The following is a 25,579-nucleotide window of genomic DNA, read 5'->3' on the forward strand; positions in this document are numbered from 1 at the left end:
CCAAACGTAGGTAGACAAGTTAGAGCTTGAGCTAATTGAGCTTCAGTTTTCGGAGTATTTAGAAATTTGTGATTTAAAGAGTAAGAGTTATTTGAAGTGTTTCTGGTAGGGGAGTTTAGGTATCTCTGAGATGTTGGAAATAGAAAATGGAGCATTTTTAAAAGCGGAGAGGGCGGGATTTGAACCCGCGAGACCCCTTTTGGGGGTCTGCACGATTTCCAGTCGTGCCCCTTCGACCAGGCTCGGGCACCTCTCCCTTTTATAAAGATTAATATAAACTTTCTGATTAAATCAAATATATAGAAAGTTTTTCTTCTCTTTAGCTTTATAGAGCTTTTGGTCTAAGGTTTTAAGCACAGCTTTAATGTCTTTCATTTCATCCCATGTGAAAAGTCCCCCACCTATACTCAAAGTTATCCTTATTTTTTCTTTATCTATTTTAAAAACTTTCTTTTCAAAGCTTTTTCTTAAATCCTCCATAATTTTTTTGGCCTTTTCAAAGGGTTCGTCAAATAAAATTACAAATTCATCTCCACCGTACCTAAAGGTGATGTTTTTTGAATTTTTTAAAAGAGATCTCATTTCAGTTGAAAATTCTCTGAGAAAATTATCACCCACAAGATGTCCAAATTTATCGTTTATCTGTTTAAAATTATCAATATCAATCATAAATGAAGGTATTTTATCGTTTCTAAAAGAACTTAATATGTCTTTTAGATGCTCTTCAAAATACAAAAGATTATAAAGGTTTGTTAAGGGATCTCTAAAGGCTAATTCTTTTAACGCATAATTCTGAATAGAAATTTCATCAAAAAGCATTATTGTGAGTTCCTCGACTCCCTGAAACATTCCTCTAAATCTTTTTATGTTATTTGGCAGTTTTTTGTTGTTTATAATGTAGGCAAATAGTTTGTAAAGTTCTTTTTTGTAAAAAAAATCAATAAAAAAGACGTAAAGCATAGCTATAGAATAAAGTAGCAAAATTATAGTAAATAGCTTGTGGTTTCTTGTTACAAAAAGTAGAAAAGAAAAAGCAAATATAAAGATAATTCGAAGATATAAATTCATTTATTAAATATAAAGGTTTTTCTTATAATTTTCCATTTCAAATGGAGTTTATTGAAAAAATTTTGATTTTTTGTGCTGGTGGAAATAAAATAATTTTAGCTCTGATAGGTGGAATAATAATTTCTCTTTTGAATCTGTTAGGCGCTTTGCTTGTTTTCTTTATTCCTAAACCCTCTGATAAGTTAATGGATACTTTGCTTGGTTTTGCTGCAGGTGTAATGTTAGCCGCAAGTTTTACAAGTCTAATAATTCCGGCAACAAATTATAATGGGATTTTTCCAGTTATTTTGGGAATTATTCTCGGTGCAATAGTGCTAGATCTGGGTGATCACATTATACCTCACATTCATAAAGTAATTGGAGAAGAGGGTATAAAAAGAAAAAGAATTAGGGGCGTTTGGCTTTTAATACTTGCAATAACTATTCACAATATGCCTGAAGGGCTTGCTGTTGGTGTTGGTTTCGGATCAGGTAACATAAAAGATGCTATTATACTTATGCTTGCAATAGGAATTCAAAATATACCGGAAGGCTTTTCAGTTTCAGTCTCTGCTTTTGAGGCAGGCTATGGAAAGAAATTTTATTCGGTGCTGGTTGGTCTAAGATCAGGCTTAGTTGAAATTCCCTTAGCGGTTTTAGGGGCTCTATTTGCTTCAATTAGTGAATATATTTTACCTTATGTGATGGGATTTGCCGCTGGTGCAATGCTCTATGTTATAAGTGATGAAATTGTTCCAGAAACCCACAGAAAAGGACATGAAAGGCTTGCAACTTTTGGAACTATTATCGGACTTGTTTTAATGCTTTATATGGACATTGCTTTTGCAAGTTAAAAGCCAATGAAAATTTGGGATTTATTTCAAACAGCCATTTATGGAGTTAAAACACATAAGTTAAGATCTGTTCTTACAACTTTAGGCGTAATAATTGGGGTTGGGACAGTAATTTCGATGGTATCTATAATAGAGGGTATCAATGAATTTGTGTATAAACAGTTTGGGACAATTGGCTTTAATGTAATTTACATACAAAAGTATAAGTGGAGAATAGCACCGGGATCGATTGAGGAAGATTGGTTAAAAAAAGCTAAAGATTACCCTGATTTTAATGAGGAGGACTTAAAAGATATTAAAGAGCTTTATTTTGTTGATAAAGCCTCTATTTCGATTGATCTTTGGATGATGTCCAAGGTAGAGTACAAAGATAAAACACTTGAAAATATAGAATTAAGTGCTGCCACGCCTGAAATCTTTGAAATTTTAGGTTATAACCTAGAGAGTGGAAGGAAGTTAAACGAGGATGATGAATTTTATAGAAGGAATGTTTGTGTAATTGGTAAATATGTAGCGTCTAATTTATTCAAAGAAAAAGACCCTCTTGATAGGGAGATAAAAATTGGTGATGAAAATTTCTTAGTCGTAGGGGTTTTAAAAGAAAAGGGAGAAATTTTTGGATATTCTCTTGATAGGAAAATATTTATACCTTTTTCTAAGGGAAAGGAAATAAAGGGTATACCAATTTTTGATTGGGAAAAAATTTTTATAGCGCCGGTGATTGAAGTAAAAATAAAGGATAACATTGATATAAAAAGGGCAATTGAGGAGCTCAGAAAATTTTTGAGAAAAAGAAGGGCGCTTTTTTTTACAGATGAGGATAATTTTTACCTTAATACACAGGGGGTTCTTTTGGATGTCTATAGGGCACTGACAGGTGGTATATTTGCTGCTATGATAGGTATTTCTTCACTTGCCTTAATTGTGGGTGGGATTGGAATAATGAATATAATGCTTGTATCAGTATCTGAAAGAACAAGGGAAATAGGGATAAGAATAGCGGTTGGTGCAAGAAGAAAGGATATTTTGTATCAGTTTTTACTTGAAACTATTCTTTTAACTTCGATTGGTTCTTTTTTAGGTTTACTCTTTGGTATAGGAGTGGGAAAACTTATTGATTTTTTAACGCCTTTGCCATCAAAAGTTCCACTGTGGAGTGTCCTTATTGCTTTTTTATTATCTTTTGTAGTTGGAATTTTTTTCGGTATATATCCAGCAACTCAAGCAGCTAAAAAGAATCCCATTGAGTGCTTAAGATATGAATAAAAGGAGGTTCTATGATATCTATATGGCTATTTATTATATCAATAGATACTTTGGGAATTAATTTAGAAGAGGCTCTTAAAAAAGTCTTAGAAAATTTTCCAGAAATGGTAATCCAGAAAAAGAACTCTTACCTGAGAAATATTGAATACATAAATTCAATTCTTAATTTTGCACCTAATATTAATGTGGAGGGCGGTTTCTCTGATATCGAAAAAAATTCTTTTACTTCTCCAATTTTATCGTCCATAGAAAGAGGTTACACTTTTAAAGTCTCTCTTTCTCAAAAAATTTTTTCTCCTTCTAGCGTATATAACTTGTTATACCATTACTCATTAAAAGAAAGTAATGAGTTAACTTTGCTTGAGTCTAAAATGAGATTACTTTATGAATTGGAAACAAAGTATTTTAATGTTTTGAAATCAAAAGCTGTTCTTAAAGCTTATGAAAAAAGTTTGGAGCGAGCTAAAAGCTATTTACAACTTGCTGAGGAAAAATTTAAAAGCGGATTACTTTCTCATTTTGACTACATGAACATAAAGTTAGATTTAGAAAATTTAATTTTAAATATTAGACAAGCTGAGAAAAATTTTTACGATGTACTCTATGATTTTAATTATCTGCTGGGAAATGATGGAAAAATTCTTTATGTTCCAAAGGAAGTAAAATTGGATAGTGTACCTGTTAAAGAAGTTGAAAAAATAAATTTTTATTCTTATGAATCTGAGAAATGGATAAAGAGGGGTTCAACGTTTAATCTAATTTACAATATTTTTTCTTTCCTACCAGAGGTTTATCTTTCTTTATTTTGTTCTTATTCTAACACTACCTTTAAGGATCTTTTTGAAAAACCTGAATCTTCAAGGGGTATTTATCTTTCATTTTCTTTACGTTTTTGGGATTATCCATTTAATTTGGTTAAGAGTAAATTAAAGGATGAAATTGAAAGGGAAAATCTAAAAAGGATTTACCTTTTGTCAACTTTAAATTATGAAAAATCTAGGAGAAATCTCGAAATTGCAAAAGAAGCTTTTAAACTAGCAGGTGAAAAACTTAAAACTTCTGAAATTGGCTATAAATTAGCTGTTGAAAGCTTCAAAGTCGGTAAAATATCTTCTATAGAACTTCTAAAGGCGGAAGAGAATCTGAGAATTAGTGAAATAGACTACGTAAATTCATATTATAATTATAAACTAGCCTTTACTCTCTATCTTTATTTAACGGGAAACTTAAGCTACTAAAAATGAAAAAATTAGTCTTTTTCATAATTTTTTTGGTGCTCATATTAGCAATTCTAATAGTGCTTAGAATAAAAGTAACCAAAGAGGAGAATGTGGTAGAAATAGAAGTAGTAAAGAAGGATTATATTCAAGAGGTTATAAAGGCTTATGGTTTTCTTGAAGCTAGTAAACAGGTAGAGATCGGATCTGAGGTAATAGGTAAAATAAAAAGAATATTAGTTTCTAAGGGAGACTTTGTAAAAAAAGGAGATCTCGTATGTATCATAGATCCCACTGAATATCAGGCTCAGAGAGATAGAATCAAGGCAATACTTGAGCAGAATCTTTATGAGTTAAATTTAGCAAAAATTGATTACGAAAGAGAAAAAAATCTCTTTGAAAAAAAACTGATCTCTCAAAAAGAGCTTGAAATAGCAGAAGCGAGATTTAAAAGTTTACTTTTCAGGATAAAGCAAGATAGTTTTAATTTAAAAGAATACGAAAATAGGTTACAAAAATGTTTTATAAGATCTCCGATAGATGGAGAAGTTATGGAGATATACAAAAAAGAGGGAGAAACAGTTGTACCTGGAACAATAAATAATCCAGCATCAATAATAATGGTCATAGGAGATAAAAGTAAAATGATTGCAAGATGCGAAGTAGATGAAACAGAAATACCCAAAATTAAAAAGGGGCAAAAAGTAAAGATAAAAGTGAATGCGTTCCCTGATACGTTTTTTAGCGGAAGTGTAAACAAAATTGGAGGAGTTAGAACTTCTTCTTTAGCCCAAGCTCAAACGCAAAGAGTTATAAAATTTCCCATAGAAATAGAAATCAATGAGGAGTTTAATTTATTTTTACCAGGAATGAGTGTATCTTGTGAAATCATAACGGCTGAGAAAGAAAGCACAATAACACTTCCTTACTCAGCTTTGGGAAGAGAAAAAATCAAAAATAGGGCACGAGAAGAATTTAATACTTTTCTTTTTGTATTAAAAAATAGAAGAGCTAAAAAGATATACGTAAAAACTGGGATAAGAGGATTTAAAAGAATCGAAATTTTAAGTGGTTTAAATATTAGCGATACGGTGATTGTTGGTCCCGAAGAAGTTCTCAGGAAACTTAAGGATGGAGAAAAAGTAGTAGTAAAGCCCCTGGATAAAAGAGAATGACTCTTATTCAACTTTTAAATGTTAGAAAAATTTACAAAATGGGTAATACATTTGTAAAAGCGATTGATGGAATTACTTTAAAAGTAGAGAAGGGAGAATACCTAGCAATTATGGGGCCATCAGGTTCTGGAAAGAGTACACTTTTACATATAATGGGTTTTTTAGATAGAGTAAGTGAGGGAACATACATTTTTAAGGGCAAAAATGTTTCAGATTATACAGAAGATGAGCTTGCAAATATAAGAAATAGGGAGGTAGGATTTGTTTTTCAGTTTTTTTATCTTATACCGAGAATAACAGTGTTTCAAAATGTGGAGTTACCACTTGTATACCGTGGTATCCCAAAAAGAGAAAGGGTAGAAATTGTTGATTATTATTTGAAAGAAGTAGGACTTTTTGAAAGGAGAAATCATAGACCTCACGAGTTATCAGGTGGAGAAATGCAAAGAGCAGCTATAGCAAGAGCACTTGTCTCAGGAGCAGAGATTTTACTAGCTGACGAACCAACTGGGAATTTGGACACAAAATCTGGAAATGAAATTTTAAATATTTTTGACAAATTGAATGAAAAGGGTATAACAGTAATTGTTGTAACACATGACCATGACGTTGCAAAAAGGGCAAAAAGAGTTATTTCCTTAAGGGATGGAAAAATAGAAGGAGAAAAGTTGAAATAGTCTTATCTTAGTACTTACAATTAATCTATGAAAATCAAAGACCTTAGGGCTTATGAGGTTCTCGATTCAAGGGGGAACCCTACGTTAAAGGTAGTGTGTGTCTTGGAGAATGGGGTTAAGGGGGCGGCTTTTGTTCCATCTGGTGCTTCAACAGGGACTTTTGAGGCACTTGAATTAAGAGACGGCGATAAAAAGAGATTCTTGGGAAAAGGCGTTCTAAAGGCTATTAGTTCAGTAGAGAAGGAGATTGCCCTAATAATAAAGGGCATGGATGTTTTTGATCAAAGGAAAATAGATGAACTGATGATAAACCTTGATGGAACTGAAAATAAAAGTAGACTTGGTGCAAATGCGATCCTTGGAGTTTCACTTGCTGTTTCAAGAGCTGCAGCTTCTCTTGTAGGAGAGCCACTTTTTAGATATTTAGGAGGCGTATTTGCCTCTTATATTCCCATCCCTCTGATGAATTTTATTAACGGGGGAGTTCATGCAGATAATCCCTTAGACATACAGGAATTTATGATAGTGCCTATAGGATTTGATACTTTTAGTGAGGCCCTACGTGCAGGCTCTGAAATTTATCATACACTTAAAGCCATTTTGAAGGAAAAAGGGCTAACAACAGCAGTCGGAGATGAAGGCGGTTTTGCTCCCTATATTGAAAATACAAAAAAGGCTCTTGATCTTATTCTTTTAGCTATAGAAAAAGCAGGCTATAAACAAGGCGAAGAAGTCTATCTTGCACTAGATGTTGCAGCAAGTGAACTGTGGGATAGTAAAGAAAATACTTACAAAATAGATGGTAAAGTTTATAAACTTGATGATCTGATAGATTTTTATTTAGATATTGTTAATAACTATCCTATTTTTTCAGTTGAGGATCCCTTAGCTGAAGAGGATTGGCAGGGGTGGAAGGTCTTTACTGAGAAGTTCAGGGAAAAGATAATGATAGTTGGGGATGATGTTTTTGTGACAAATGTTAAAAGATTTGAAAGGGGAATAAAAGAGGAGGTGGCGAATGCTATTCTTGTTAAATTAAATCAGATAGGTACATTAACTGAGACACTGGATGTTATAAACATTGCAAAAGCGCACGGTTATAAAACAATTATTTCTCATAGATCTGGGGAAACAGAGGATACCTACATTGCTGATCTTGCCGTTGCAACGAATTCTCTATTTATTAAAACAGGTGCTGTTGCAAGAAGTGAAAGAACCTGTAAATATAATAGACTTTTAGAAATAGAGAGAGATTATCCTGAACTTGTTTTCTGGGGGAAGAAAATTAAAAAGTGAGGAAAAGAAATTTTTTTACATTATTTTTTCTTACTCTGATGAGTATTTATTTACTTTTTTTTGATAACTATGGGCTTTTAAAGTTTTTTTCGCTTAGTAGAAAATTAAATAAGTTAGAAGAAGAAAAGAATTTCCTGATGGCAAAGCAAATTATTTATAAAGATAGAATAAAATTTTTAAATACGGAGTTGGGAAAAAAATTAAAAAAATATTTTTAAACTGGGGGTAAAAATGGCAAAAATTCTTGATGGTAAAATCGTAGCTTCTGAGTGGAAAAAGGAAATTCATAAAAAGGTATTAGAACTTAAAAAAAATGGGGTTATCCCTTTTTTAAATGTTTTTTTGATTGGTGATAATCCTGCCTCAGTTCTCTACGTAAAAAATAAGAAAAAATCCGCTGAAGAAATAGATATGAACTGTGAAATAATCCATTTTGAAAGCAACATTTCAAAGGAAAGCTTAAGAGATGAGATAAAAAAAAGAAGCGAAGATAAAAATGTGCACGGTATAATCGTTCAACTTCCCCTTCCTCCACACCTTAACTCAGATGAAGTAGCTGAGTATATCGTTCCTTCAAAAGATGTGGATGGATTCTCACCGTATAACCTAGGAAGATTACTAAGAGGTGATCCCGTGTTTATTCCAGCAACACCTTACGGAATTTTAAAAATTCTTGATTACTATAATATTAGCGTTACTGGGAAACATGTTGTTGTAGTTGGAAGAAGCAACATAGTTGGAAAACCTATGGCAATTTCGCTTTTACTTAAGGGAAGGGATGCTACGGTTACTGTTTGTCATTCAAAAACAGAGAATCTCAGTAAAATAACAAAAGAAGCAGAAATTCTAATAGTTGCAGCTGGTGTAAAAAGACTAATTAATAAAGACTATGTAAGAAAAGGTCAAGTTGTTATAGATGTAGGTATTCATAAGGAAGGCTCTTTTTGGGTTGGTGACGTAGATTTTGATGAGGTTAAAGATATTGTAGAGTATATAACACCTGTTCCTGGTGGTGTAGGGCCGATGACTGTAGCTGGTCTTCTTGCAAACACCTGCAAAGCTGCAGAAATATCTTTAGAGCATGGATGAGATAAATAAAATAATTGAAGAAGTTTTTGTTATACACAGCTTTTATAAAAAGAAAAATATTCCTGTTTACATAGGTTATTTTACGTCAGATAATATAAGTGAGAATTTAAAATTTTTAAGGTCTAAATTAAGGGAGATAAATTATGTTCCGGCTGTTTATAAATTAAAGGGCTTTTATTATGCTATAGAGATTTATCCTGAGTACAGAATAAAGTTTAAAGATTTTATTATAGCTCTCCTTTTGCTACTTATGACAGTTCTTACTACAATGTTTGCTGGTTCGATGCATTACATTGGTGATTTTGAGAAATTTTTAGAAAATTTCCCAGAGTCTTTACTTTATGGTTTTCCGTTTTCTTTTTCTTTGCTTTCGATTCTTTTATCACATGAAATGGGGCACTTTTTAATGAGTCGAAAATTTGGTGTTCATTCGACTCTTCCTTATTTTATTCCTGTTCCTCATCCTCTTGTAGGTACATTCGGTGCCTTTATAAAAGTTAAGTCACCTATTCCTGATAGGAAAGCTCTTTTGAGGATTGGTGCAGCGGGTCCCCTGTTTGGTGTAGCTATTTCAATACCTTTTTTGATTTGGGGGATAAGTAAATCTAAAATAGTTTTTTTAGAGGATGAAAGAGGTATTTTTTTGGGGGATCCTCTTCTTTTTAAGTTTCTATTTTATTTAATAAGGGGTGATTTACCTCAAGATGCTGATGTTTTGCTTCATCCTGTTGCTTTTGCAGGATGGATAGGTCTTTTTGTAACCGCTATGAACCTTTTACCTTTTTCTCAACTTGATGGTGGTCATATTATGTACGCACTTTTAGGAGAAAAGTTTCAAATAATTCAATATATACTTTTTCCCTTTTTGATTTTAATTGGTTTTATATGGCCAGGTTGGTTTTTCTGGGGCTTTTTAATACTTCTTTTTGGACTTAGACATCCACCCCCCGTAGACAATATAACTCCCCTTGATAAAAATGACAAAATATTAGGTCTGATTTGCGTAGTTATCTTTATCTTAACTTTCCATCCCGTTCCTTTTACAGTAAAGTATTAATATAAAGACCACACAAGATACCTTTTATGTCCCATATAAGATCTTTAATACTAAAATTATTTTTTCTCTTTTTATCGACTATTTCTTTTGAAATCGATAAAGATATTGGTATTCCGCAGGAAATTAAAATAACTTTCTTATCGTCAAGCTTTAAATTGAATTTTGTCTCAGAGTAGAGGATATTTGTAATAGCTAAATTCAGGTAAAAATGTTTAAATTTATCTTCGCTCCAATAATTGTCTTTCACACTTTTTTCAGAACTTAAAATTATAAATACTAAAAGAATATTTTTCAGACTAAGACTTTATAAGATTTTTACCTTTCTTGAAAGCTCTTACATTGATCTCAGAGTACTCAGTTGGGGAGTTTTCTCTAATCACTTTTTCCCAAATTTTCTCTTCAAAGGGTAAAAACGTTGAGAGAACGCCTAAGAGTAAGATATTAAAAGACCTAGCGTTTCCTATTTTTTCAGCCAGGTCCACAGCTGGAATAAAATACAATTTCTCTGTAATTTTTCTTAGAGTCTCTTCTACATTTTTAGGATACTCCTCGAGTCCTAAGGATACAATAGGTGGAACAAGCTCAAGATCATTAACAATAATTATTGGTGAGTTTTTCTTTAAATAATGAACCCATCTGAGAGTTTCTGCTTTTTCAAAGGATAGAAGAATATCACCTTTTCCTTTTTCAATTAAGGGAGAGTACACCTTCTTTGCAATTCTAACATGAGATACTACACTTCCACCTCTTTGAGCCATCCCGTGAACTTCACTTTTTTTAACATCAAAGCCAGATTCCATCGCAGTTAGAGCAAGAATTTCCGAAGAAAGAATAATTCCCTGCCCCCCCACTCCACTTATTATTATGTTAAACTCCTTCATACGATAGCCGTTACTGGACACACCTGGGTACAAAGATCACATCCTACGCATAAAAGTGGTGATATAAATGCCTTTCCATTACGAATTGAAATTGCAGGACACCCAACTCTGATACAGGCTTTACATTTTTCTCCAAGACATTTTTCCTCTAAAACTCTCTTTTTTTCTTTTTTACTGAAATACTCTCTACTTTCTTTTAAGAGTGCACATGGAGCCCTTGATATTATCACCGCGGCCTCCTCACTTTCAATAGCACTCTTTAAGGTTTTAAGGGTTTCTTTTATATCATACGGATTAACCTCATAAACCTTTTCAATTCCACAGGCTTTGGCAAGTTCTTTTAGATTTATTTCCTTAGTTTTCTCGCCCTTTGCTGTTTTACCTGTACCAGGGTGATCCTGATGTCCTGTCATAGCTGTTGTTCTATTGTCAAGGATAATTGTTTTTACAGTCCCCTTGTTGTAGGCGATATTTATTAGGCCGGTTACGCCTGAGTGAAGAAAAGTTGAATCACCTATTACAGCTACCATTCTTTTAGAAAAGTCTTTACCTCTTGCCTTTTCAAACCCTAAGGCATTTCCAATAGAAGCACCCATACATATACAGGTGTCCATAGCATTGAATGGTGGAAGGGCACCAAGTGTATAACAACCTATATCTCCAGTAACAGTTACTTTTAGTTTTGATAGACAATAGAAAACACCTGTGTGGGGACATCCTGGACAAAGTTGTGGTGGTCTTCTTACAGTTTTTAGTGGGTCTGGATGTGGAAGCTCTCTTTTTTTAATCGATTTTCTTACAATATCAGGGTTTAACTCGTCACAAATGGGCAAATATTTTTTCCCCTCTACTTTATAGCCAAGTATTTTAATCTCCTCCTCCAGGAAGGGTTCATTTTCCTCAATCACGATTATCTTCTTTACTTTTTTATAAAACTTCTTGAACAGCTTTTCTGGGAAGGGGAAGGGCATTCCGATTTTTAAAAACCAAGCGTCCTTAAATACTTCTTTTGCGTAATTATAGGCCACACCCGATGAAACTATTCCTATACTATTTTTACCCTTTTCGATTCTGTTTAAAATTGACTCAGAAGAGTATTCTTTAAGTTTTAAGAGTTTTTCTTCGAGTACTTTGTGTCTTTCTCGGGCGTTTGCCGGTAGTAGTATAAATTGGCTTGGATTTTTAACGTAATCTTTTACTGGTACTTCTTTTCTTTCCGAGACTTCTACGATACCCTTAGTATGTGAGACTCTTGTGGACATTCTAAAAAGGACAGGGGTTTCGAATTTTTCGGAGATTTCAAAGGCAAGTTTAATGAAATCGTATGCCTCTTGGGCGTCGGAGGGTTCAATAATCGGTATTTTGGCAAATTTAGCGTATCTTCTTGTGTCTTGTTCGTTCTGTGATGAGTGCATACCTGGATCATCACAGGAGATGATGACAAATCCACCTTTTGTGCCGGCGTAGGCAGAAGAAAAAAGTGGATCAGCAGCAACGTTTAGTCCTACATGTTTCATAGATACTACACTTCTTGCCCCAGCTATTGCTGCTCCATATGCAACTTCAAAGGCTACTTTTTCGTTTGTGGACCACTCTGTATTAACTTCAGGGTATTTAGAGAGATTTTCAAGTATTTCTGTTGATGGGGTGCCGGGATACGCACAGGCGACCTTAACTCCTGCTTCCCAAGCTCCCCGTGCTACTGCTTCGTTGCCAGAGATTAGCAGTTTCATTTTTCCCTTTTATTAGAAGTAATTATAATATCTTTATGAGGATTTTTCAAATATATATTGAAATTTTTGATTTTTGGTGTTATAATTATAAAACATCGCGGGGTGTTGCAGCGGTAGCATTTGGGGCTCATAACCCCAAGGTCGCGGGTTCGAATCCCGCCCCCGCAATTTTTTTATTTTAATGCTTATCCCAGAGGTCAATGACTCTGACTTCGAGGAGAAGGTCCTTAAGTCAGATAAGCCCTGCGTTGTAGACTTTTGGGCTGACTGGTGTCATCCTTGTAAGATGATTGAACCCTCTATGGAAGAACTCTACCTCAAATATAAAGATAAGGTAAACTTTTTTAAAATAAACGTCGACGATAACTCAGAAATACCATCGAGGTATTACGTAATGAGCATCCCTACAATACTTTTTATTAAAAACGGCGAAATCGTAGACAGAATAATAGGAGCTGTGCCCAAGAAAACAATCGAGGAAAGAATCTTGCAGCTTTTGTAAACTTGGAATTAGAAAAAGAGGTAAAAAGAATCTCTGAACTCGCAAGAATAAAAATAGAAGACTATAATTATTTTGTTGAAAATTTCTTGAAAATTTTAAATCTTTTTAAAAAAATAAATGAACTTGATCTAGAAAACGAAAAGCCCTTTTTTTATCTTGAACATTTAAAGACAGAGTTAAGAAAAGATGAAGATATAGAATTTGCTGATAGAGAGCTATTATTTTTAAACTCTCCTGAAAAAAAAGGAAACTTTTTTGTAGCTGAAAGCCCTATTGAGTTGGGTTAAAAAAATTATATCATCCTATAAAGAGGGAGAAAAATTACCCTCTGAAGCCCTGGTCGATTTTTTTAAAAGAGCAAAAGAGAATAAGTTTAACTCCTTTATAACTTTAAATGATAGAGTATTTGATGAGGCTGAGATTTTAGATAGAAAAGTAAAAGAGGGAAAAATTGAGGGTAAGTTGTTTGGAATCCCTGTATCTGTAAAAGATAATATTCTCGTGAAAAATTTAAGGGTTACTTGTGCCTCCAAAATACTTGAGAATTATATTGCTCCATATGATGCAACGGTAATAGAAAGGATAAAGAAAGAGGGAGCTTTAATCATAGGAAAAACAAACTTAGATGAATTTGCTATGGGTTCCTCTAATGAATATTCCTACTTTGGTCCTGCTTATAATCCTTATGATACAGAGAGAGTTCCTGGTGGATCTTCTGGTGGTTCAGCTATTTCTGTAGCTAACAGTGAAGCAGTGCTATCTTTGGGTTCTGATACAGGAGGTTCAGTTAGATTGCCAGCATCTTTTTGTAACGTTTACGGTTTAAAACCGACATACGGAGCTGTCTCTAGGTACGGCTTAATAGCCTTTGCCTCCTCTTTAGATCAGATAGGACCTTTCTCAAAGTATATAGAAGATCTTGAAATAATATTTGATGTAATAAAGGGTAAAGATGAAAGAGATAATACCTCAGTAAAATATCCAGATTTGAAGGTTGAAATAAAGTATCCTCTAAAAATAGGGGTTTTAAAGGATTCTTTTTCTGATAAGGTTGAAGATGAAATTAAGGAAAAACTTGATGAGTTCATTTTAGTTCTTGAAAAAGAGGGGATTGCTAAATTTAGTGAATTTGAGATGGAATCATTTGAGTATGCTATAGCTGTTTATTACATAGTAGCTTGTGCAGAGGCTTCCTCGAACCTGGCACGCTATGATGGGGTTCGCTATGGATTTAAAAAGGGAGGGGAGAGTCTTTTGTCAATGTATGAAGAAACAAGAACTTTAGGATTTGGTGAAGAGGTTAAAAGGAGAATCTTAACAGGTACGTTTGTTTTAAAAAGTGGTTATTATGAAGAGTATTACTTAAAGGCGCAAAAGGCAAGGACAAAGATTTTAAAGGAGTTTATGAAGAATTTTGAGAAATTTGATCTTTTACTTTCGCCTGTTTCTCCAACTCTTCCTTTTAAGATAGGGGAAAAGATAAATGACCCAGTTACAATGTATCTATCTGATATATTTACTGTTCCAGTAAATTTAGCTGGACTTCCAGCTATTGCTTTCCCATACTCTTTTTCTAAAAACAATTTGCCCATTGGGTTTCAGTTTATCGGTAAATTTTTTGATGAATATCTCTTTTTTTCTATTTTAAAAAAGATTGAGAATCTTTTTAATCTGGGATGAGTGAGTTTGACGTAAAAATCGGTGTTGAAATTCATGTACAACTTAAAACAAAAAGTAAAATGTTTTGTTCCTGTAAAGTAGATTTAAAAAGTGAACCAAATAGAAATATTTGCCCCATATGTACTGGTCAACCTGGAACTTTGCCAACTCCAAATGAAAAGGCTGTTGAGTATGCTGTCATTGTATCTAGAGCCCTTAATTCCAAAATTCCAGATTTTTTATATTTTTCAAGAAAAAATTATTTTTATCCTGATCTACCTAAGGGATACCAGATCACTCAGTATGGAATTTCTACAGGTTACAATGGGAGTGTTCCAGTTATTAAGGATAAGGAAGTTATATATTTCCCTATAGAGAGAGTAAACTTAGAGGAAGAAACGGCAAAATCTATTTATGTGGATGGAAAAGTTTTTTTGGATTATAACAGGTGCGGAATACCTTTGCTTGAGATAGTGACTCCTCCTGTTTTTGATTTCCCAGATATTTTAATAAGTTTTCTCAAATCTTTAAGAAGAACACTCATTTACCTTGGTGTTTCAGATTGTAATATGGAAGAGGGAGAGTTTAGGGTTGATACAAATATTTCTGTAAATTTAAAAGGGGCCACGTTAGATAGTAGGGTCGAGATAAAAAATTTAAATTCTTTCAGTGCTATTAAAGAGTCTTTAGAGTATGAAATTAGAAGGCAAAAGGAGGCTATATTGAATAATGCTGTAGTTACAAGAGAGACAAGGTTATGGGATGAAGTTAAGAAAGAAACAAGAGCAATGAGAAAAAAGGAGTTTGTAGAGGATTATAGATACTTTCCAGAGCCTGATTTACCTCCTTTTGAGGTTAAAAAAGAATGGTTAACAAAGGAGTTACCATTACTTCCTGATTATTACTTTAGGGAATTAATTAAAAAAGGTGCAGATTCAAAAGAAGCAGAGATAATAATATCCTCGCCTTTTTTGGCGGACTTTACATTAAAAGTTCTAGAGAAATTTTCTTTTCAAAAAGTTAAGGGATGGATATTAACGGAAATTTTGCAGTATGTAGATGACTTAGAAAGTTTAAGGGAACTTCCATTTAGTTTCACTGACTTTATTTTGTTCCTGGAAAATTTAGAAAAAGGTTTAATTCCAAGGCATATAGGACAGGAGATTATAAGAATTTCTATGACTGAAAAAGTTAATATATCTGATTTAATTAAAGATAAAGTAGAAATTAAGAGTGCCTCTGAGGTGGATAAGGTAGTAGAGGAGGTTATAAGAGAAAATGCTAGTGTAGTGGAGAAAATAAGGGCAGGTAAGGTATCTGCAATTTCATTTCTTATAGGTCAAACAATGAGTAAACTCAAAGGTAAAGCTAATCCAAAAGAAGTAAAAGAAATAATTGAGAAAAAACTTAACATAAAGTAAATTTATTTGAGTTATAAATCTAAAATTTATTAAAATAAGAAATTTGTTAAAATATATAAGAGGTTCGATTCCTTTTCTCATAGAAAATTATAATGAAAGGGGAGTATGCGCTTATATTAGGTTCATCAAGTGGATTTGGTAAAGCTAGTTCTCTTTATTTTGCTGAGAAGGGCATGAATATATTTGGTGTTCATCTGGATAGGAAAAGTACTCTTCCTGATGTTAGGAATTTAGTTAAAGAAATTGAGAAAAAGGGGGTCTTTGTAAAATTTTTTAATGTAAACGCTGCAGATCATGAGAAAAGAAAAGAAGTAATAGATGAGATTGAAAAAGTTTTAAGAAAAGAGAAAAAGATATTAAAAATAGTGCTCCATTCGTTAGCCTTTGGAACCTTAAAACCTTATATTGGAGATAACAGAATAAAACCGCCTGATATGGAGATGACACTTGAGGTAATGGGTAATTCGCTTGTATGGTGGGTAGTTGATCTTTTTGAAAGGGGGCTCTTAGGTAGAGGTTCAAGAGTTTTTGCAATGACAAGTATGGGATCGCAGAGAGTATGGGAAAACTATGGTGCAATTTCTGCCTCAAAAGCGTTACTTGAGTCTCACATAAGACAACTGGCATTTGAACTTGCAAAATACGGTATTACTGTTAATGCCATTCAAGCTGGAATTACTGATACTCCGGCTCTAAGAAAGATTCCAGGATATGAAAAAATGTTAAAGTACGCTCAAATGGTGAATCCCTCAGGTAGGATAACTGAGCCAATTGACGTAGCTAAAGCAATTTTTGCCTTATCTTCAGATGATACCTATTGGATTACTGGTAATTTAATAAGGGTAGATGGTGGAGAGGCAATCGCAGGATAAGCCTAAATCTTTTTTCTTATTTTTTTTATTAATTCTGAAGCAATTAAATTTCTTAAAATTTCGTTAGTCCCTTCGTAAATCTGTGTAATCTTTGCGTCCCTCATCATTTTTTCCACCGGATATTCTCTAATGTAACCGTAGCCTCCAAAAATTTGGACCGCTTCTATAGTCACGCTCATTGCAACATCGGATGCAAAACACTTTGCCATTGCAGATTCTTTTTCAGGTTTTTTTCCACTATCTAATGCCTTTGCAACTTGATATGTTAAGGCTCTTGCTGCTTCAATCTTCATTGCCATATCCGCGAGCTTATGCTGGATTGCTTGAAAACTCGATATGGGTTGACCGAATTGTTTTCTCTGAAGTGAATACTCTAAGGCCGCATCGAGTGCCGCTTGGGCTATTCCTACTGCTTGTGCTGCTACTCCTGGTCTTGTATACAAAAAGGTATTTGTTGCAACAAATAAACCATAACCCTCTTTACCGAGTAAATTTTCCTCAGGAACAAACACATCTTCGAAAATGACCTCTCCTGTAGGTGAAGCTCTTATGCCCAGTTTATCTTCCTTTTTGCCTATCTTTAAACCAGGAGTTCCTCTTTCTACAAGAAAGGCGCTCATTCCTCTTGCTCCCTTTTTCGGATCAGTTAAGGCAAAAACTGAGAAAAAATCAGCAACATGAGCATTTGTTATGAATTGTTTTACTCCATTTAAAACATATCCTCCGTTCTTTTTTATAGCAGTTGTTTTAATACTTAGGGCATCACTTCCTGCTCCTGGTTCAGTTAGACAAAAGGCAGCTATTTTTCCCTCTGCGATTTGAGGTAAGACTTTTCTTTTTAGTTCTTCTCTTCCAAAGAGTATTACTGGATAGGCACCAAGAGCTGTTCCAGCTAAGGCAAGAGATATACCTGCACAACCCCATGAAAGCTCTTCTACTGCAAGACATAGTGCAAAAATTCCCATACCTAATCCACCGTATTCTTGAGGTATGTATAGTCTAAATAAATCAGTATCTACCATTACCTTTACTATTTCGTAGGGAAATTCAGCGTTCTTGTCATACTTTTCTCTCACAGGAATAATTTTTTCAATTGCAATTTTTTTTGCAGTTTGCTTTATTATCAATTCTTCTTCTGTTAGTTCGTAGAGCATACTTTTAAATCTTTTCATTTATTCTTTGGGAGTTGAACCGCTTTATTTATTTTCCCACACAAAATTCTGAAAAAATTTTTCTTAGAACTTCATTGTCTACGTCTTTCCCAATAATTATATTTAAAATATTTAGGCAGTTTTTTAGATAAAGTCCAGCTAATTCTTCCATATCATTACTAATTAATTTCTTTGCTTCGTAGAGTTCAAGTAATAATTCTTTTAACTTGGATTCTTCAAATAGAGTAAGTGAAATTTCTGAGGATCCAAATTGATCTTCTGCTAAGATTTCTAACTCTTTTTTTAATTTATCAACACCCTTTTCCTTCAGAGCACTTATTTCCAAAACCCTTTCAAAATTATCTTCTATTATTTCTTTATCCCACTTTATTCCCTTATCTATCTTGTTGATTACAACAATTAGTCTCTTTTTACTATTTAACCTTTTAATTTTTTCTATTTCCCTTTTATCAGGTTTTCTTTGGCTATCCAATACCCATATGATTATATCTGATTCATCTATAATTTTTTTTGCTCTTTTAATTCCCTCTTTTTCTACCTTTGAAGTTGTTTTTACTCTTAAGCCAGCAGTATCGAAAATAATTGAATTTATGCCCTTTACTGAAAAATATTCAGAAATGTAATCTCTTGTTGTTCCAGGCTCCTCCGCCACTATAGATCTTTCTTTTCCTAGTAACCTATTAAATAAAGTAGACTTTCCTACGTTTGGAGCACCGCAAATAGAAATTTTTATCCCATCAAAAATTCTCCTTGAATTTTCAGAATTTTTTAAATAATCATTTACCTTATTTTCGACTCTCTCAATCTTTTCAATAATTTTTTCTTTAGAAAAAGGTGGTAAATCTTCCTCAGGATAGTTTAGATTTACCTCAATTTCGGCCAAAATCTCTTTTAAATCTTCAAATAATTCCTCGAATTTTTCTTTTAAATTTCCTTCAAGTCTTTTTAAGGAAATTTCTAGAGCTTTTAAGTTTTCTGCCCTTGCAATTTGATTTATTGCTTGAGCAGAAATTAAGTCCATTTTGCCATTTAAGACTGCTCTCATTGTAAATTCGCCTGGTTCTGCATATCTTGCTCCTAAATTTATAAGGTTTTTAATTACAAGTCTAGGTATAAGTGTTCCTCCATGTGTAAATATCTCGATCATATCCTCACCAGTATAGCTTCTGGGCTTTTTATAGTATACCCATTGCACTTTATCTATAACTTTTTTTGTTTCATTATCAAATAATTTTCCAAGATACATTTTTCTTGGCTTATAGGGTGGGGGAGGTTCAGCTATCTTTGAAAATATGGAAAGAGTTTTTTCGCCTGAAATTCTTACAATGTTGAGTGCTGAACCCTTTGAAATTAAAGTGGCTGGTGCACAGATAGTATCTTCTAATCTATGCAACTTAGGTTAAGGGAGCAATAACAATATTTTTTTTCTTACCCTTACCTGCCGTATAGATTTTTATTCCCTTTTCTTTCTTTAATGCTTTTTTGACTAATCTTTCCTCTTCTTCGCTAAGTATATCGATAGATATTTCTCTTTTTGACTCTCTTACCAATTTTGCTACAGCCTTTGCCTTATGAATTATAAATGCCTGTTTTTTCTTTTTATAGTTTGATATATCTAATCTTACTTTTAAATCTTTAAATCTTTTTCGGAAAGCCTGGTATAGAAGATGTTCAAGAGCTTTAAGTGTTTCACCATTTTTTCCGATTAAAAGTTTATCTGATCTTCTTGTTGAAAGGTTCACATGTATTCTCGGTGGATGAAAGGCAAAATTTATCTTTCCCTTATCTTTTATTATCTCTAAAATTCCATTTAAAAAATTTTCTATAAATTCAAACTCCTTATATTCTAGATAAACTCTTACTTTTGCATTGTTTTGATTATCATTTAAAATTTCAATTCTAACATCTTCTCTCTTTGCGCCAGTTTCTAAGAGTGCTTTCTCAATTGCCTTTTCAACCGTTTCAGCCTTTGTTTCAACGTATTTCATTTTAGAATCTTTTTCTTTATTAGAAGGCTTTCAAAAATTCCAATTATATTATAAAGTAGCCAATAGTATACAAGTCCAGCAGGTAAGTTCAAAAATATAATTGTAATAAAAATAGACATAAGAATTCCAATCCTTTTAGTTTGTTCATCCTGAGAAGGCTGGAGAAATTGTTGTAAAAGCAAGGTTAGACCCATAAGGATCGGAAGGATATAAAAGGGATCTTTCGAGGATAAGTCCTTTATCCATAAAAATAAATCTTTTCCTCTAAACATTATCTCGTTTGTTAAAACTTGGTAAAGTGCCCAAAATACTGGAAGTTGTAAAAGTAAGGGAAAACATCCAGAAAATGGATTTACCCCTTTTTCTTTATATAATTTTAAAACCTCTTCATTCAATTTTTTAGGATCATCTTTATAAATCCTTCTCAAAGCTTCTAATCTTGGTCTTAAATCTTCCATTTTTTTCATTGCAATCATTGATTTTAAAGTTAGGGGCATAAATATGATTTTCATTAAAAGTGTAAAAATAAAAATTACTACGCTAGAAAACTTAATTACGCTGTAAAACCACTTAAATGAGTGTAAAAATAAAAGAGTAAAGGGCTTTATAAGCCAGAAACCAAATGGATAAAGCTCATAAAGTAAGTATCCTTCCCTTTTTAATATGAAATAATCTTTTGGTCCTATATAATTATAGAAAGAATCGACAGTTTCAGTTAAGAATTTAAAAAATTTACCCTCTTTATATTCTTCACCCTTAACGATCTTTCTAAAGTATTCAGGTTTTATTATTACGTTTACAAAGTACTTTGTTTCACTTCCTAACCAGAGGGTGTTCTCGCCCCCAAAATCTATATCAGAAAAATTTTTTAAATCGCGCCTTTTTACGTTCCCTTTTTTATACTCAATGATACTATAGTTTTTTTCATCAATCGGATCAATTGGTGGTAAAAGTGAAAATAAAAAGTAATTAATATTTTTAGTTTTGACTTTTAATTTGTAACCATCCAAGAGGTGAAACTCTTTTGATATTGAGCCGTCTTTCGAACTAAATATGACTTTTCCGTTTTCAATTTTATTTAACTCTAAAAGTGTGTCAAAAGGTGTGATATAACTTAAAAAGTAAATTTTAAGGTTTTCTTTATTTTTAAAATCTTTATATTTTTTTAGTTCAACTTCTCTAAAAGCTCCGCCTTTTTTCGAGAGAAAAATCTTCAAATTTTCATTTTCAATTAAAATTTTCTCTTCATCTAATGGAATATTTAGGGATTTTAGCTCAAATTCAAGCTTTTTTTCTGCTTCTTTCTTTTCTACTTCCTTTGGTAAAAACTTTAAAAGAAGGATGTTATAAACAATAAAAAATATAAGAAGAGTTATAATTAGAGCTAGGTTTCTTTTCATTTTTTGAAAATATTTAAATAGTCTTCATGTGGAAAGTTTATACCACCCTTTGAGAAGGGATTACATCTTAAAACTCTCAAAGTGGAAAGAATAAGGCCCTTTAGGACACCATAGTCCATTATTGCTTTTTCTGCATATTGACTGCATGTTGGATAGAATTTGCAAGAAGGAGGGAAAAAGCTAGAAAAAATTCTTATAACTTTTATCAAGACAATTAAAAGATTTTTCATTTTTCCCAAAGCTCCCTCAGTTCTTTTTCAACCTCATTTATATGTGTATTTAATATTTTGCTATTTCCAATTAAAACAACGTCAAATCCCTTAAAAAGATGCCTATTTTTTCTAAAAATCTCTCTCAATATTCTTTTTATTCTATTTCTATCGTGTGCCTTTAGGTTTTCCTTCTTAGAAGTGAAGGCTACTTTTCCTTCTCCTTTTTTATATACTAACGTTATCATATTTCCTCTTTTAAATTCGCCACTTTCAAAGACCTCTTTTATTTCATCTTTTTTAAGTCTTTTTGGGAGTTTATAATCTAAACTGTTAGTCTCCACCTTTTTTTCTGTCTTCTTCTTTTTAAAACTCTTCTACCACCCTTTGTTTTCATCCTCGCTCTAAATCCATGTCTTCTTTTCCTTTTAATCCTACTTGGTTGATATGTTCTTTTCATGAATATTTCTAAGTTAAAAGGATTTGAACCCTTTTAAGTATGGGTATTTTAGGGAATGTAGACTATTTCATTATCAACAGGTTCAACTCCTCCTATATTATCACCATTAGAATCAAGTTTTAATCCTTCTAAATCTTTTACATCTTTGTTTATCCAAAGCCAGATTGGGTCCCTTTTATTTGAAAGTAGGGTAAGTTCTACATAGGTTCTTTTTTCTTCGTGGTGTTGTAACTTTTTCATAATAATGGGAACAGCATCTTGAAGTTGATTTCTAAATACTCTAACGGTGTTATAGTTTATTGTGGATGTATCCATCAATTCGTCAAACCAAAAGATAACTAAATTTCCTGATCTTGAGTAACCAAGATAAGAAGGGTAATCAGTTCTTGTTAAATTTTCTGTAACAGTTGCAAAAAAGATTTGTACCCTATCTATTTCATCTTTTTCTGAAATACCGTTACTGTTACCATCAAGTGAATTTCCTGCCCTGTCCTTTAGATTTGTATTTATAATAAGCTTATAGACTTTACTATGCTCTAAGGAAAAACCCGAAAAGATAATATCTGTCCTGTTACTGGGAGAATCTATTATAACTTTAGGGCTACCAATATTTATTTTTTTACCTGATTCATACTCATAAAGTTCAAAGGCTCCGTTGACAGAATTCCTGTCAATGTCATTAACAAAAAATCTAACATGAATGCTATCTTTTACTCCGATTGAGCCTCCAAGAAGAAAAGGGTTGGGTGAAATAAGATTAGTATAGATTCTGAAACTTGGTGGGTTATAGTCAGGATCACGAACAAAATTTCCTCTTCTTGTCCAAATTGTTATTCGATAATTATCAAGTGAACCTTCTGCATAGCCATTTCTATTTCCATCAAGAGGATTTCCTGAGAGATCCTTTGCCGTACTTTTAATTACAATTTCATATTTTGTAGAGTCAGCAAAACCTGAATTTTGTGATAGAGTGTAAATAGCTCTGTTGGAAGATTTTTCGTAACTCCACATTCCACTTGGAACTTGTGTACCTTTTCCTCCGACTACTTTTAACTCAATAGAAGAAAGGAGTGACTGTTCTTCCATTGGTTCTGAAAAGTATATAAAAATTACGTCTTGAACATCCGGGTTTAAAGGATCAAAATCCTCTAGTACTCTATCACCATCCAGGGTAATAACAGATGTTACTGTTGGTAGCCTATTTTCTCTAATCAATTCCTCTCCCAGTTTCCCTGGCTCAATGGGAAGCGATTCTCTCTTACATGAAAGAAAGACTAAAATTAGTATCGAGTTTATGAATAAAACCCTTTTCATACTTTATCCTCCCGTTTAAAATTTAAATACTACTGATACTCTCCAATTAGATAAATCAGTTAGGTTTGAAAATCCCATTAAATCTATAGATAAGTTTTTACCAATTTTATAGGAAAGACCGTAGCTAAAATCTACTCCAGAAGATTTACCTTTAGATAAATTTCTTAATCCAAAACTTCTTTGGGCAGGTCTTGTAGTTACAGTTTCAGTTCCATCACCTCTTGTAGTTTTAGTTACAATTGAGCTTGAGAAAAGGGGATTAAGAGTTTGTTCATTCTCAGTAAATGAAAAGTATGGATTTGCTCCCATTCTAAATAATAGGGATTTATTAAATTTTAATTCGCAAGCTACAGGAAGCTCAAAACTCATACGAGAATAAGATGATTTTAATTCATCTACCCTTGTAAAAGTTGTTGTTACAGTATAATCATCCGGATCACTAGGTTGATTATCACCGTCATTGAAATAATTTATAACTTGAAAGTTCGAATCTACTTTAGAGGTTGAATTTGAAGTATTATTATTAAAGAAAAAGCCTATAGCAAAAAATATTCTTTTCTCATCATCAATAAAACCTTTAAACCTGTACCCTAAAATTAAGCCATTAATTTTACTCTCGTAAGCTACATTACCCTCTACTTTATCCATGTTTCTTGTTTCTCTTAAAGTTCCTGTTCCTATATCCTCTCTCAAGTGAATATATTCCACCCTATGAAAGGGTGAAGTAGTTTTTGAAATTCCAGAACCATAAAAAGTAAAGTAAAGGTTATCCTCAGAGCTCAGTTCTTGATTTCTAGTTCTCCTTGTGAAAAGTCTTAAAAAGTATGAGCTACCACTTGAGTTTAGGTCTTGAAATCTTGCATAGTTTCTATCCTCTCTTGAAGTTACACCACCTGGATTGTAATCAATATAAGCTGTTGTAAAAATATCTTCAGAAATTTTTAAATTGTTTATTCCATAACCTGCTTGTATTCCTAAATCTGAATTTAAAAATAGTTCCTTTAAGTAAATACTTGTGCCGAAGATATTTTGTTGAGTAGAGGTATCAACAAAACCCTTTCCATTCCATTCCTCTTTTTCTAAAAGAGTTAAGGTAATAAGATCCTTTTCCTCTCTTAAGTAGTATAAATTACCGAATCTATTAAAGATAGGGTGTCCTGCTGGTTCGTTTATATTACTTAACTTTAAGTGGAAGAAAAAAATTCCAGCTATAATTTCACCAATTTCTCTTGAGAATCCGATAAAAAAGGGATTCTCTTTATTTTCCAAATAAGAGTAAGATTTTGCCTTTTCAACATGAAGTGAGTCAAAACTTCCGTTTCCATCTGTGTCATATTTTTCGGAGATAAATAGTTCTCCTTCTCCTCTTCCGTTTATGAGGTTTGGTTGTGGCATTCTAAGTGTTCTATGTGCGTATAGCAAGGAGGTCGGTACTACATTTCCAAGTGGTTTAAAAGTATTTTTAAATCCGAACATGAAGTAAGCTCCGGAAATTCCAGAAAAAAGGAGATCATTATTTGTTGCAAAGTTAGAAAGTCCGGAATACAGAATGTTTTTTTCAATTTCAAAGTATCTACCCGGGTCAAGAAGTAGGTCAAGGTCGTCCTCTATAAGCCCGACCGTGGAAAGATATCTAAATGATCTGAACCTTTCGCCTATAAAGGGGGGTATTACTTGGCTTATAAGATTAGTAGATAGGTAAAGGAGTAAGAGTTTTTTAATATTCATTTTAAAATAGAATTTTTAAGGATTAGAACCTTTCACTGTTTCTTCAATCCATTTGAGGTAATCTAAGTTTCCTTTATCAATTTTCAGTGATATAATTTCTGGAACTTGATAGGGGTGGAGTTTTTTTATAAAATCTTCAAGTTTTGGAAATGTTTCTTCTTTAGTTTTTATTATAAGTACGTATTCTTCTACTTCTTCGATTTTGCCTTTCCATTCGAATATGGAGAAGGCTTTAAAGTAATTTACACAGGCTGCCAGTTTATTCTCTATGATTTTTTTTGAGATTTCGTATGCTTTGTTTTCTCCGGGGACTGTACAGATGACAACTATGTACATTTTAAAAGTTTAGAGATGCACCGCCCGGGAGTCGAACCCGGAACCCTCGGATTAAGAATCCGATGCTCTACCTGTTGAGCTAGCGGTGCGTCTTTAATTAATTTTATGTTAATTTTTTATAAAAAAACAAACCCCAGGGGAACAATCCCTGGGGCAGGAGGGGTATGGGGTTCTCCTCTTTTCCTACCCTCAACCTATTACACGGGGTATTATAATATATACAAAA

The 25,579-nt window shown here is 32.9% G+C and carries 27 protein-coding genes and 3 tRNA genes; 14 read left to right on the forward strand and 16 right to left on the reverse strand.

Annotation, left to right across the window (positions count from 1 at the left end; genetic code table 11):
• Nucleotides 1-164 precede the first annotated feature (164 nt).
• Nucleotides 165-256, reverse strand: a tRNA-Ser gene (locus ABDH49_04730).
• Between the two features lie 35 nt (nt 257-291).
• Nucleotides 292-1,068, reverse strand: a complete 777-nt coding sequence (locus ABDH49_04735; GenBank protein MEN3046272.1) for a GGDEF domain-containing protein — start codon at nt 1,066-1,068, stop codon at nt 292-294.
• A gap of 41 nt (nt 1,069-1,109) precedes the next feature.
• Between ABDH49_04735 and ABDH49_04740 the strand changes: the two genes are divergently transcribed.
• The 8 genes from ABDH49_04740 (at nt 1,110) to ABDH49_04775 (ending at nt 9,678) form a co-directional block, all read left to right on the forward strand.
• Nucleotides 1,110-1,901 carry a ZIP family metal transporter gene (locus tag ABDH49_04740; protein MEN3046273.1) on the forward strand — a complete coding sequence of 264 codons (792 nt, stop codon included), beginning with the start codon at nt 1,110-1,112 and terminating at the stop codon, nt 1,899-1,901.
• A 6-nt stretch (nt 1,902-1,907) separates the two neighbouring features.
• Nucleotides 1,908-3,167, forward strand: a complete 1,260-nt coding sequence (locus ABDH49_04745; protein MEN3046274.1) for an ABC transporter permease — start codon at nt 1,908-1,910, stop codon at nt 3,165-3,167.
• An 11-nt stretch (nt 3,168-3,178) separates the two neighbouring features.
• Entirely contained in the window at nt 3,179-4,405 is a 1,227-nt protein-coding gene (locus tag ABDH49_04750; GenBank protein ID MEN3046275.1) for a TolC family protein, read from the forward strand.
• Between the two features lie 2 nt (nt 4,406-4,407).
• Nucleotides 4,408-5,559, forward strand: coding sequence for an efflux RND transporter periplasmic adaptor subunit (locus tag ABDH49_04755; protein ID MEN3046276.1), 1,152 nt, complete (start codon nt 4,408-4,410; stop codon nt 5,557-5,559).
• Nucleotides 5,556-6,236 carry an ABC transporter ATP-binding protein gene (locus ABDH49_04760; GenBank protein MEN3046277.1) on the forward strand — a complete coding sequence of 227 codons (681 nt, stop codon included), beginning with the start codon at nt 5,556-5,558 and terminating at the stop codon, nt 6,234-6,236. The genes ABDH49_04755 and ABDH49_04760 overlap by 4 nt, the downstream gene beginning before the upstream one ends.
• A 27-nt stretch (nt 6,237-6,263) precedes the next feature.
• Nucleotides 6,264-7,532, forward strand: coding sequence for a phosphopyruvate hydratase (gene eno, locus ABDH49_04765; GenBank protein MEN3046278.1), 1,269 nt, complete (start codon nt 6,264-6,266; stop codon nt 7,530-7,532).
• 231 nt (nt 7,533-7,763) lie between these two features.
• The gene (locus tag ABDH49_04770; GenBank protein ID MEN3046279.1) at nt 7,764-8,621 is read left to right on the forward strand and encodes a tetrahydrofolate dehydrogenase/cyclohydrolase catalytic domain-containing protein; all 858 of its coding nucleotides are present in this window, start codon (nt 7,764-7,766) and stop codon (nt 8,619-8,621) included.
• Nucleotides 8,614-9,678, forward strand: coding sequence for a site-2 protease family protein (locus tag ABDH49_04775; GenBank protein MEN3046280.1), 1,065 nt, complete (start codon nt 8,614-8,616; stop codon nt 9,676-9,678). The genes ABDH49_04770 and ABDH49_04775 overlap by 8 nt, the downstream gene beginning before the upstream one ends.
• Here the strand turns inward: ABDH49_04775 and ABDH49_04780 are convergent.
• Genes ABDH49_04780 through iorA form a run of 3 tightly spaced genes read right to left on the reverse strand, consistent with a single transcriptional unit; the run spans nt 9,662 to nt 12,292 of the window.
• Nucleotides 9,662-9,925, reverse strand: coding sequence for a hypothetical protein (locus ABDH49_04780; protein MEN3046281.1), 264 nt, complete (start codon nt 9,923-9,925; stop codon nt 9,662-9,664). The two genes, ABDH49_04775 and ABDH49_04780, sit on opposite strands and share 17 nt — an antisense overlap.
• A gap of 49 nt (nt 9,926-9,974) precedes the next feature.
• Complete coding sequence (locus tag ABDH49_04785) at nt 9,975-10,559, reverse strand: indolepyruvate oxidoreductase subunit beta (GenBank protein MEN3046282.1); 585 nt, start codon at nt 10,557-10,559, stop codon at nt 9,975-9,977.
• Nucleotides 10,556-12,292 (reverse strand): indolepyruvate ferredoxin oxidoreductase subunit alpha, encoded by a 1,737-nt coding sequence (iorA, locus tag ABDH49_04790; protein MEN3046283.1) that lies wholly within the window; start codon nt 12,290-12,292, stop codon nt 10,556-10,558. Before iorA ends, ABDH49_04785 begins: the two co-directional genes overlap by 4 nt.
• A 96-nt stretch (nt 12,293-12,388) precedes the next feature.
• Between iorA and ABDH49_04795 the strand changes: the two genes are divergently transcribed.
• The 6 genes from ABDH49_04795 (at nt 12,389) to ABDH49_04820 (ending at nt 16,746) form a co-directional block, all read left to right on the forward strand.
• Nucleotides 12,389-12,460: transfer RNA gene (locus tag ABDH49_04795), tRNA-Met, on the forward strand.
• A gap of 13 nt (nt 12,461-12,473) precedes the next feature.
• Nucleotides 12,474-12,794 (forward strand): thioredoxin, encoded by a 321-nt coding sequence (trxA, locus tag ABDH49_04800; protein MEN3046284.1) that lies wholly within the window; start codon nt 12,474-12,476, stop codon nt 12,792-12,794.
• Between the two features lie 2 nt (nt 12,795-12,796).
• Nucleotides 12,797-13,081 (forward strand): Asp-tRNA(Asn)/Glu-tRNA(Gln) amidotransferase subunit GatC, encoded by a 285-nt coding sequence (gatC, locus tag ABDH49_04805; GenBank protein MEN3046285.1) that lies wholly within the window; start codon nt 12,797-12,799, stop codon nt 13,079-13,081.
• Nucleotides 13,068-14,474 (forward strand): Asp-tRNA(Asn)/Glu-tRNA(Gln) amidotransferase subunit GatA, encoded by a 1,407-nt coding sequence (gatA, locus tag ABDH49_04810; GenBank protein ID MEN3046286.1) that lies wholly within the window; start codon nt 13,068-13,070, stop codon nt 14,472-14,474. The genes gatC and gatA overlap by 14 nt, the downstream gene beginning before the upstream one ends.
• Complete coding sequence (gene gatB, locus ABDH49_04815; protein MEN3046287.1) at nt 14,471-15,874, forward strand: Asp-tRNA(Asn)/Glu-tRNA(Gln) amidotransferase subunit GatB; 1,404 nt, start codon at nt 14,471-14,473, stop codon at nt 15,872-15,874. Before gatA ends, gatB begins: the two co-directional genes overlap by 4 nt.
• 92 nt (nt 15,875-15,966) lie before the next feature.
• Nucleotides 15,967-16,746 carry an SDR family oxidoreductase gene (locus tag ABDH49_04820; protein ID MEN3046288.1) on the forward strand — a complete coding sequence of 260 codons (780 nt, stop codon included), beginning with the start codon at nt 15,967-15,969 and terminating at the stop codon, nt 16,744-16,746.
• Between the two features lie 2 nt (nt 16,747-16,748).
• Here the strand turns inward: ABDH49_04820 and ABDH49_04825 are convergent, their stop codons facing one another.
• From ABDH49_04825 to ABDH49_04875, 11 genes are all read right to left on the reverse strand, one after another.
• A complete protein-coding gene (locus tag ABDH49_04825) occupies nt 16,749-17,900 on the reverse strand; it encodes an acyl-CoA dehydrogenase family protein (GenBank protein MEN3046289.1) in 1,152 nt (383 codons plus the stop codon).
• Nucleotides 17,901-17,946: 46 nt separating this feature from the next.
• Complete coding sequence (gene mnmE / locus ABDH49_04830) at nt 17,947-19,311, reverse strand: tRNA uridine-5-carboxymethylaminomethyl(34) synthesis GTPase MnmE (GenBank protein MEN3046290.1); 1,365 nt, start codon at nt 19,309-19,311, stop codon at nt 17,947-17,949.
• A 1-nt stretch (nt 19,312) separates the two neighbouring features.
• A complete protein-coding gene (locus ABDH49_04835) occupies nt 19,313-19,906 on the reverse strand; it encodes a Jag N-terminal domain-containing protein (protein MEN3046291.1) in 594 nt (197 codons plus the stop codon).
• Nucleotides 19,903-21,306 carry a membrane protein insertase YidC gene (gene yidC, locus ABDH49_04840; protein MEN3046292.1) on the reverse strand — a complete coding sequence of 468 codons (1,404 nt, stop codon included), beginning with the start codon at nt 21,304-21,306 and terminating at the stop codon, nt 19,903-19,905. The genes ABDH49_04835 and yidC overlap by 4 nt, the downstream gene beginning before the upstream one ends.
• Nucleotides 21,303-21,536: a membrane protein insertion efficiency factor YidD gene (gene yidD, locus ABDH49_04845; GenBank protein ID MEN3046293.1), complete on the reverse strand. Its 234-nt coding sequence runs from the start codon at nt 21,534-21,536 to the stop codon at nt 21,303-21,305. Before yidD ends, yidC begins: the two co-directional genes overlap by 4 nt.
• A complete protein-coding gene (gene rnpA / locus ABDH49_04850) occupies nt 21,533-21,859 on the reverse strand; it encodes a ribonuclease P protein component (protein MEN3046294.1) in 327 nt (108 codons plus the stop codon). Before rnpA ends, yidD begins: the two co-directional genes overlap by 4 nt.
• On the reverse strand, nt 21,841-21,975 hold the full coding sequence (gene rpmH / locus ABDH49_04855) for a 50S ribosomal protein L34 (GenBank protein MEN3046295.1): 135 nt from the start codon (nt 21,973-21,975) through the stop codon (nt 21,841-21,843). The genes rnpA and rpmH overlap by 19 nt, the downstream gene beginning before the upstream one ends.
• A 48-nt stretch (nt 21,976-22,023) precedes the next feature.
• Nucleotides 22,024-23,289: an Ig-like domain-containing protein gene (locus tag ABDH49_04860; protein MEN3046296.1), complete on the reverse strand. Its 1,266-nt coding sequence runs from the start codon at nt 23,287-23,289 to the stop codon at nt 22,024-22,026.
• A 15-nt stretch (nt 23,290-23,304) separates the two neighbouring features.
• Nucleotides 23,305-25,017, reverse strand: a complete 1,713-nt coding sequence (locus tag ABDH49_04865) for a hypothetical protein (protein MEN3046297.1) — start codon at nt 25,015-25,017, stop codon at nt 23,305-23,307.
• A 15-nt stretch (nt 25,018-25,032) separates the two neighbouring features.
• Nucleotides 25,033-25,353 (reverse strand): divalent-cation tolerance protein CutA, encoded by a 321-nt coding sequence (cutA, locus tag ABDH49_04870; protein MEN3046298.1) that lies wholly within the window; start codon nt 25,351-25,353, stop codon nt 25,033-25,035.
• 16 nt (nt 25,354-25,369) lie between these two features.
• A tRNA-Lys gene (locus ABDH49_04875) sits at nt 25,370-25,442 on the reverse strand.
• Between the last annotated feature and the right edge of the window lie 137 nt (nt 25,443-25,579).

This window comes from Candidatus Hydrothermales bacterium (genome assembly GCA_039630235.1).
In the GTDB taxonomy this organism is placed as follows: Bacteria; Hydrothermota; Hydrothermia; order Hydrothermales; family JAJRUZ01; genus JBCNVI01.